This is a genomic window from Paenibacillus cisolokensis (assembly GCF_018403665.1).
Lineage (GTDB): Bacteria > Bacillota > Bacilli > Paenibacillales > Paenibacillaceae > Paenibacillus_AH > Paenibacillus_AH cisolokensis.
In genome coordinates, this window is record NZ_BOVJ01000054.1 from 1 (window position 1) to 8,198 (window position 8,198).

General features: G+C 61.7%; 7 protein-coding genes and 1 pseudogene. 6 read left to right on the top strand and 2 right to left on the bottom strand.

The genetic code is table 11. The features are described from left to right. Together PACILC2_RS07475 and PACILC2_RS07480 are read right to left on the bottom strand one after the other, a co-directional pair. On the bottom strand, window positions 1-466 hold a 466-nt coding region (locus tag PACILC2_RS07475), incomplete at its 3' end, for an FtsW/RodA/SpoVE family cell cycle protein (protein WP_213528405.1). 13 nt (window positions 467-479) lie between these two features. Beyond that, window positions 480-824: a YugN family protein gene (locus tag PACILC2_RS07480; RefSeq protein ID WP_062492482.1), complete on the bottom strand. Its 345-nt coding sequence runs from the start codon at window positions 822-824 to the stop codon at window positions 480-482. A gap of 236 nt (window positions 825-1,060) precedes the next feature. Between PACILC2_RS07480 and PACILC2_RS07485 the strand changes: the two genes are divergently transcribed. The 6 genes and pseudogenes from PACILC2_RS07485 to PACILC2_RS07510 all read left to right on the top strand — a co-directional run bounded on the left by PACILC2_RS07485 (window position 1,061) and on the right by PACILC2_RS07510 (window position 8,085). Beyond that, the gene (locus PACILC2_RS07485) at window positions 1,061-2,248 is read left to right on the top strand and encodes an amidohydrolase (protein ID WP_213528406.1); all 1,188 of its coding nucleotides are present in this window, start codon (window positions 1,061-1,063) and stop codon (window positions 2,246-2,248) included. Between the two features lie 76 nt (window positions 2,249-2,324). After that, a complete protein-coding gene (locus PACILC2_RS07490) occupies window positions 2,325-2,765 on the top strand; it encodes a CBS domain-containing protein (RefSeq protein ID WP_213528407.1) in 441 nt (146 codons plus the stop codon). Between the two features lie 93 nt (window positions 2,766-2,858). Continuing rightward, entirely contained in the window at window positions 2,859-3,584 is a 726-nt protein-coding gene (locus PACILC2_RS07495) for a thermonuclease family protein (protein ID WP_062492485.1), read from the top strand. Window positions 3,585-3,711: 127 nt separating this feature from the next. Further along, window positions 3,712-5,438, top strand: a pseudogene (locus tag PACILC2_RS07500) (DNA repair helicase XPB). A gap of 64 nt (window positions 5,439-5,502) precedes the next feature. Beyond that, window positions 5,503-7,521: a helicase-associated domain-containing protein gene (locus tag PACILC2_RS07505; protein WP_213528408.1), complete on the top strand. Its 2,019-nt coding sequence runs from the start codon at window positions 5,503-5,505 to the stop codon at window positions 7,519-7,521. A 75-nt stretch (window positions 7,522-7,596) separates the two neighbouring features. Then, entirely contained in the window at window positions 7,597-8,085 is a 489-nt protein-coding gene (locus tag PACILC2_RS07510; RefSeq protein ID WP_062492488.1) for a YlbF/YmcA family competence regulator, read from the top strand. The last annotated feature ends 113 nt before the right edge of the window (window positions 8,086-8,198 follow it).

Below are 8,198 nucleotides of genomic sequence, written 5' to 3' on the forward strand. Positions count from 1 at the left end.
ATGATGAGTGACGGGCAGCCATGCCCTTTTTGAAATCCCGGAATTTCTCTCCCTTCTTCGCTATGAGCGCGCCCAAATAGAGAATGAGCGCCAGCTTGGCCGGCTCGGTCGGCTGTATGCCCAGACCGCCGACGCCGAACCAGCTTGTGGCGCCGTTCCTTTCCTCTCCGATGAAAGGAACGAGCACGAGCATCAGAAGTACCGGGATAAGGAACAGCACATGCAGCTTCTTGAACCTTTTATAAGGAATATTCATCAGAAAAAGCATCGACGCGATGCCCAGTGCCGCCCATATCAGCTGCCGCTTCGTAAAATACAACGCATCGTATCCGAATTTGTCCGACGCGATCGCAATGCTGGAACTGGAGCTGAAAACCATCACGAGCCCGAATCCGACCAGAACGAGCGTCATAATAAGTAGCAGAAAATCCGGCCTGCCCCGGACTTTCTTCTGCGGCGCATTCATCGGAAAATCCCCGTCAGGCAAGAAGCTTCTTCAGTTCTTGCAACCGCTGTGTCGCAATATTCAAAATCGCTTGCGGAACGGGCGATTCGTACTCCAGACCGTGGGGGAACGTTGCCCGCCCGATGTAGACCGCCTCGATGGTCAGAATGGCATCCGGCGATTCCAGCTTGCCCTCGACAACCCGCGTATTGATACGGAGATAATACGTGTTGCCGCTCGCGCGGTCTTCAAGCTTCAGATCGTATGTAGCTCTGTAATATTCCCATTGCCCCCGATAAAAGCCGAGCTTGTCCATCGATTCGTCCAGATGGGCAAAATCGCTCGTCATCCCGTTCAAGCCTGTATTTTCAATAATCATGGAAGCTCCTCCTTCGACTTGTCTTGCAAATGTTCATTGGTCTTTTCTCATGATAGTATGTTTCCCCGGCGTACGCAAGCCTTACTCCGGATCGCGGACGGGATTCGAACTTGACATGGCGGCGGCAGGATGCGGGCCGGCTGTCGGCGCCGCGGCGGCGAAAGACTTTCGCCGGCACCGCGAAATCTGGTAAAATACGAACATGAAGTCAAGGGGAGCAGGGAGGAGAAGCATTCATGACGGAGAACGAAGCGCGGACCGAACGGCTGAAAGAGCTTTATCCCCGGATGGTCGAGTGGCGGAGGTATTTGCATCGTCATCCCGAGCTGTCCTTTCAGGAAGAGCGCACCTCGGCGTGGATCGCCGGGAAATTGCGGGAAATGGGCTGCGAAGTGCGCGAAGGCGTCGGCGGTCATGGCGTCGTGGCCGTCATTCGGGGCGGCCAGCCTGGACCGAATGTCGCACTCCGGGCGGATATCGACGCGCTGGCCATTCAGGACGAGAAAACATGCGATTATGCGTCGACCGTTCCGGGAGTTATGCATGCTTGCGGGCATGACGCCCATACGGCGACGATGCTTGGCATCGCGTCGCTGTACCGGTCTATCGCTCCTTCGCTGAAAGGCGAGCGTCGCTTGTTGTTTCAACCTGCCGAAGAAATTTGTCCGGGCGGCGCAATCCGGATGATCGAAGAAGGGGTGATCGATCGGATCGACGCGATTTACGGCGTTCATCTATGGACGCCGCTGCAGTACGGAACGGTCGCCACAAGAAGCGGCCCCTTCATGGCGGCGACGGACGAATTTACGATCCGTCTGACGGGCAAAGGCGGCCATGGCGGGCTGCCGCATAATGCGATCGACACGGTGGTGGCCGGCGCCGCGCTCGTTCAGGCGCTGCAAACGATCGTAAGCCGCAACGTCGATCCGCTGTCGCCGGCGGTCGTCACGATCGGTTCGTTCCAGGCGGGAGCTTCGGGCAACGTCATCGCCGAGCAATGCGTGATGAAAGGGACGATCCGCTCCTTCGACGAACGGACGCGCCAGCTTGCCAGGAAGCGGTTCAAGGAAATCGTCGCTGCCGCCCCGGCCGTATACGGCGCGAGCGCCGAGTTGGAATTCCGGGAAGGCTATCCGGCGCTTGTCAATGACGACGGCGAAGCCGGGCGTTTTTTCCGCGTTGCGGCCGGCCTGTTCGGCGAAGAGGCGGTCAAGGAATCCGATCCGGTCATGGCGGCGGAAGATTTTGCCTATTACGTCCAACGAACGAAGGGCTGCTTCATGTTCGTCGGCGCGGGCAATCCGGAATGCGGCGCCATTTATCCGCATCATCACCCGCGTTTTGACATCGACGAGCGCGCCATGCTGCGCGCGGCGGAGCTGATGACGGCCATGGCGGAGAATTTCGTTGCGGAAAGCGCATGATATTGGCACGTATCGGCCATCCTAATTCTCGGATAATCGGCGTATCAGGCCGTAAACGAGAAGGAGGCAGCGCAACATGAGAACCGTTCGAGATATTATGTCCACCGATTGCGTCACGGCTACCCGGCAGGACAACATTTATGAGCTGGCGGTATTGATGAAGAAGCATGATATCGGTTTTGTGCCTATCGTCGAGGGCAAGAAGCTGATCGGCGTCGTAACCGACCGGGATTTGGTCGTGCGCGGTTATGCCGAGAAGCATTCCGGCTCCACTGCGGTTTCCGAGGTGATGACGACGGACGTCATGACGATCGAGCCGTCGTTATCGGTCGACGAAGCGGCCAAAATTATGGCGTCCAATCAGGTTCGCCGTTTGCCGGTCGTCGAAAACGGCAATTTGGTGGGTGTCGTGGCCATCGGCGATTTGGCCGTACGGGAAATTTTTGTGAACGAAGCCGGCGAAGCGCTCAGCGGCATCTCCGAGCACGAACACCGCAATCCGGCTTCCGCGCATTGAACGAGCGAGCTTAGGATAAACCTGACAGGCGCTCCGGGGTCGATCGGCCGGCCGGCGCGCCTTTTTTATGTTTGTTATCGAGGGGAAACGAAAATGAAGAAATGGCGAAACGTATTGGTATTGGCGGTATTGTCGATATTGTCAATTTTGGCTTTGGGCGGATGCGGCGTTTCGGACAGCGCTTCATCCGACGAGTTCGTAAAGGAAGTTTATCGCGCCTATCCGGAACTGAAAGGCTCGGCGTATGAAACCGGAACCGTAAAACGGGTCGTCGACGGCGATACGTTCGTGCTTCGGTCGGATGACCGGGTCCGCATGATCGGCATCGATACGCCGGAGTCGACGGGCGGCAAGGTGGAGCGGTACGGCAAGGAAGCGGCGGCGAAAAGCCGGAGCATGCTGGAAGGGAAGAAGGTGTACCTGTTCCGGGATGCGGGAAATACCGACCGCTACGGGCGGCTGCTCCGTTACGTGTTTGTCGAAGGCGACGCGGCGATGGTGAACGAGCGTCTTGTGGCGGAAGGCTATGCCCATATGATGACCGTACCGCCGAACGTGATGCTGGCGGACCGGTTCAAGGAGGCGGAACGGTCGGCGAGAAACGGCAACCGCGGGCTATGGGGAAGCGGAACGGCGGAACCGGACGCATCGGTGTCCGGAACTTGCGAAAATCCGCGGATCAAAGGCAATATCAATTCCCGCGGCGATAAAATTTATCATATGCCGGACGGACGGCATTACGAACAGACGAAGGCCGAAATGATGTTCTGCACGGAAGAGGAAGCGGTCGCGGCGGGCTTCAGGAAAGCCAAAAACTGAATCGAAAAGCCGCCGCTGTGTCCCGGCTTTTCGCCCGGCCCGTTCATGCAGCCGAAAGCAGCGGCTCCGCGCCATAGTCGCATAAAACGGCAGTCGATGCTCCATACTGACAGGAAAAGGCATCCAAATGCGAAAGGAGATTGGAGCTGTGCTGCGCAAAAAGGACGGGCCGCTGATCGTACAGTCCGATTTCTCCGTGCTGCTCGACGATTCGCATCCGCTTGCGGAAGAAGCGAGAGAGAAGCTTGCAGGCTTCGCGGAGCTGATCAAGCGGCCGGGGGTTATGCATACTTACCGGATAACGCCGCTGTCGATATGGAACGCCGCCGCGTCGGGCACGACGGCGGAGGAAATGGTCGGAACGCTGACCGCTTACGGCCGTTACGGCTTGCCGCGTCAGATTGAGGAAGCGGTGCGCCGGCTGGCGGATCGTTACGGCCGCCTTGTGCTGCGGCGGAACGGAGACGGGACGCTGCTGCTCGAAGGACCGGAGGAGCTGTTCCGGGAGCTGGCCGAATCGCCGGAATGGGCCGGCCGGCTTGACGGCAGAACGGCCGCCGGCTGGACCGTCCCGCCCGAACAGCGTGGCGCGATCAAGCGGGAGTTGGTGCGGGCCGGTTATCCCGTCGTCGATCTGGCCGGTTATCATGCCGGCGAATCGCTCGCGGTCGCCCTCCGGCAGGGTGACGGCGGCTTCGCTTTGCGGGACTACCAGGCACGGGCGCTCGACTTGTTTTATCGCGATCAGGATAACAGCGGCGGAAGCGGGGTTATCGTCCTGCCGTGCGGATCGGGAAAACCGTCATCGGGGTCGGCGCGATAGCCCGGCTGCGCAGCGCGACGCTCATCCTGACGTCGAATGCGACATCGGTCCGGCAGTGGAAGCGCGAGCTGCTGGACAAAACGACGCTGACCGACGGGGATATCGGCGAATATTGCGGAGCGCGCAGAGAAGTGCGGCCGGTTACGATCGCCACCTATCAGATGATGACCCAGCGCAAAGGAAAAGGGAACGAGTTCCCGCATATGCAGCTGTTTCGCCAGCGGGACTGGGGGCTGATCGTTTACGACGAGGTCCATCTGCTGCCGGCCCCCGTCTTTCGGATGACGGCGGAAATTCAGGCGACGCGGCGGCTCGGACTGACCGCCACCCTTATTCGCGAGGACGGCTGCGCCGAAGACGTGTTTTCGCTGATCGGACCGAAACTATTCGAGATGCCGTGGAAAATGCTCGAGTCCAAAGGCTGGATCGCATCGGTCAGATGCTGTGAAATCCGGCTGCCGCTGCCGGAAGCCGATCGTCCCCGCTATTATGCCGCCGATGCGCGCACGAAGGTCCGGCTCGCAGGCGAAAACGCCGGCAAGCTGCCAATCGTGGAGGAGCTGCTGCGGCGGCATGCCGGGCAGCCGGCGCTCGTCATCGGCCAGTATCTGGATCAGCTGCACCGGCTTGGCGCGAAGCTGAACGCGCCGGTACTGACCGGCGAAGTGCGGCAGGAGGAGCGGGAACGGCTGTACGAGGCGTTCAAGCGCGGCGAAATCCCGGTGCTGGTCGTCTCCAAGGTGGCGAATTTCGCCGTCGACTTGCCCGATGCGGTGGTTGCGATCCAGGTGTCGGGCAGCTTCGGCTCCCGCCAGGAGGAGGCGCAGCGGATCGGGCGCATTCTCCGCCCGAAAACCGGAGGCAATGCGGCGTGGTTCTACACGCTCGTAACCGCCCAGTCGAAGGAGACGGAATTTGCCGCCAAGCGTCAGCTGTTCATGCTGGAGCAGGGGTACCGCTACGAGCTTGTCCGCCTGGCGGAAGGAAGCGGCGAGCCGATGGGGGCATTCAAGGAGGCGGGAGGACGATGAAAACGAACGAACTCGAACAGCGGCTGTCCGCGCGCGACCGGGAATTATTCGCGGATTCGGTGTTATGGTCGTCGGTGCCGCCGGAGCGGCGGCGCTGGCCGTCGCTCGTCGCGAGTCCTTCCGCCGCCGCGGCGCGCTTCAGCGCATGTCGGATGAGGCGAAGGCGGTGCTGCGCACGGCGGTTTGCCGTTTCGGAGCCGGGGCCGCCGACGAGGAGCGGCTCATTCAGGCGGCTGCGGAAGCGGCCGGTCTTGCCGGTTCCGAGGCAAGGCTCGGCGCTCTCGAGCTGTACGGCGCGGGCATCCTGTTCGCCGTGCGCAAAGCCTGGGGCGACCGGATGGCATTCCTGCCGGCGGATGTATACGGCGTCTGGCTGCGGTCGCTTTATCCGTGCCGCCTCGTCCCTCTTGATGCGGATGCGGAACGGCAGGCCCTTCCCGTGGCCGGGAAGTCCGGGAGCGACGTGCCGCTGAGCCGCCGGCTGCTCGAAGCCTGGGCGGCGATGTTTCGCAGCGGAGCGGGACTTACGGCAAAGTCGGCCCTTCCCCGGCGCACGGCGGCGGCGATCGAGGAGAAGCTCGCCGTCGCAGCGGACGATCTGGCGGCGCTCGGCTTGAAGCCGAGCGGCAGCGCCGTTCATTCGCTGCCGGCGGCGCTTGCGCTCGATATCGGCTTCCGTCTCGGGATGATCGGATTCGCGCCGGAAGCCGGATGTTTCGAATGGCGCGACGAGGCGGCGAACGAATGGTTCGCCCTCGGCCACACCGAGCGGGAGAAGCGGTTGATCGGCTTGTGCGCCGTCCATTACGCCCGCAATGCCGCGCCGCTCACGCAATCCGCCGCTTTGCTGGAAGCGCTGCAGCCTTTCAGATGGTACCGCGTGTCCGATATACATGCCCGGCTGTCGGAGCTGGCGGCGCCGTTAGCGGACCGGACCGAAGCGGCTTCCGCCATCGGGGGCGCGCTGGACGGCTGGCTTAACGCCCTTTCCGCCTTCGGCTGGATGGAGCGCGGCTGCGACGGGACGGGCGAACCGCTTGTCCGCTGGCTGTGGGAGCCGCCCGGCGCCCGCGACGCGGCCGAAGACGGAGCCGTAGGAGATGCCGCCGCCGATTCGTGCGTCGGATTCGGAGAGGGGGACGCGGAGGAACCGCTCTATATCCAGCCCGACGGGGATTTGCTCGCCGGTCCGCTGGTCGGCTATGCCGTTCGCTGGGAGCTGGAGCAGATTGCCGATAAAGTGTCGGACGAGCTGGTGAACGTGTACCGGCTAAGCGCCAAGTCGATCGGCCGCGCCCGCGAAGAGGGGCGTACGGAAGACGGCATCCGCCGTTTTCTGGAGCGTGCCTCCGGCTGTCCGCTGCCGCCGGCGGTCGACGCCGCGCTGGCCGAATGGGCGATGCGGGCGGGGCGCGTCGCTTTCGCCGAAGCGGTGCTGCTGCGCTGCGATACGGCGGATATTGCCGACGCGCTGGAGCGCGACCCGGCGCTGGCGCCGCTTTTTATCGAGCGTATCGGTCCGCTTCATTTTGCCGTGGACAGGGAAGAGCTTGCGGCTATACGCAAACGGCTGGAATCGCTCGGCTTTCCGTTGTCGGCTCGGATGACGGCGCTAGGCGGCGATGCGGGCGGCGACAAGCAGCGGGCGAAAGACGCGGGCGGGCGAAGCGGCGCCGCGCTTCCGGCGCAGATGCGGAACGGGGAAGGCGGGGACGGATTCGGCGGATTTATCGAGGAGCCGCGCCGGTTGCAGCTGTACGAGCTGGCCGTTGAGCACCCGCAGCCGCACGAGTGGTTTCCCCAGCTGGACAAAACGCCGGCGATGTGGCTTCGCCAAATGCGCGCGTATCACCCTTCCACCCGCCGGGAAATGGTGGAGCGGGCGCTCTTGTGGCAGACGCCGCTCAAACTGCGAACGGAAGCGGGCGCCTTCGCTTTCATCCCCGGATCGCTTGAAGGGACCGGCGGAACGAACTGGGCGGTTACCGGCACATTGCGGGGAACGGAAAACTGTTCCAAAGTGCGGCTGACGCCCGAAATGTGGAACGAAATGATGTTGATCGTACCGGGTGTTTCCCCATAGCCGCAAACTCTCTATCGCAGCCGGCGTTCCATGTGATATGATAGGAAGTGCAAGGCGACAGGAAGGGGTGAGGGCATGGCAAACGCAGAACGGCTTCCGGAATATGCGGTATCCGTAACAGATCATGTCGGCGAGCCGCTGGATATGGCGGCCGTGCTGCTTCGTGCATACGAGCTTGGTGATTTGATCAACAGTTCGGCCGAAGTTGCCGAATATCTATATTGGAAGTCTGTCGTAGAACGGGATGAGGAAGTGCGGCGGCAATCCGCCGAATTTGCCCGTTTGAAGGAAAAATTTGCGGACTGCGAAAGGTTCGGGCGTTTTCATCCCGACTACCATGAGGCGAAAGACGCGCTCAAGGCCGCGGAGCGGGCGCTGGACGCGCTCGAGCCGGTTCGCCGGTTCAAGCAGGCTGAAAAGGCGGTCGATGAATTGCTGTACGACGTCGCCGTGTTGCTTGCCCGGGCCGTGTCGGATTCGGTCAAAGTGCCGGGCAACGACAAGATCGGGCTGGGCTGCGGCAGCGGCGGATCGTGCAGCTGCGGCTCCGGCGGCTGCGGATAATGCCGGCTGCGGCAGCGGCTTTCTTCGCAAACGTTTTATCCGATGCTGACGAGCGGCTTCGCTTCGCAAAATTTTAAGCGTTTGCTTACGAGCGGCTTTGCTTCGCAAAGTTT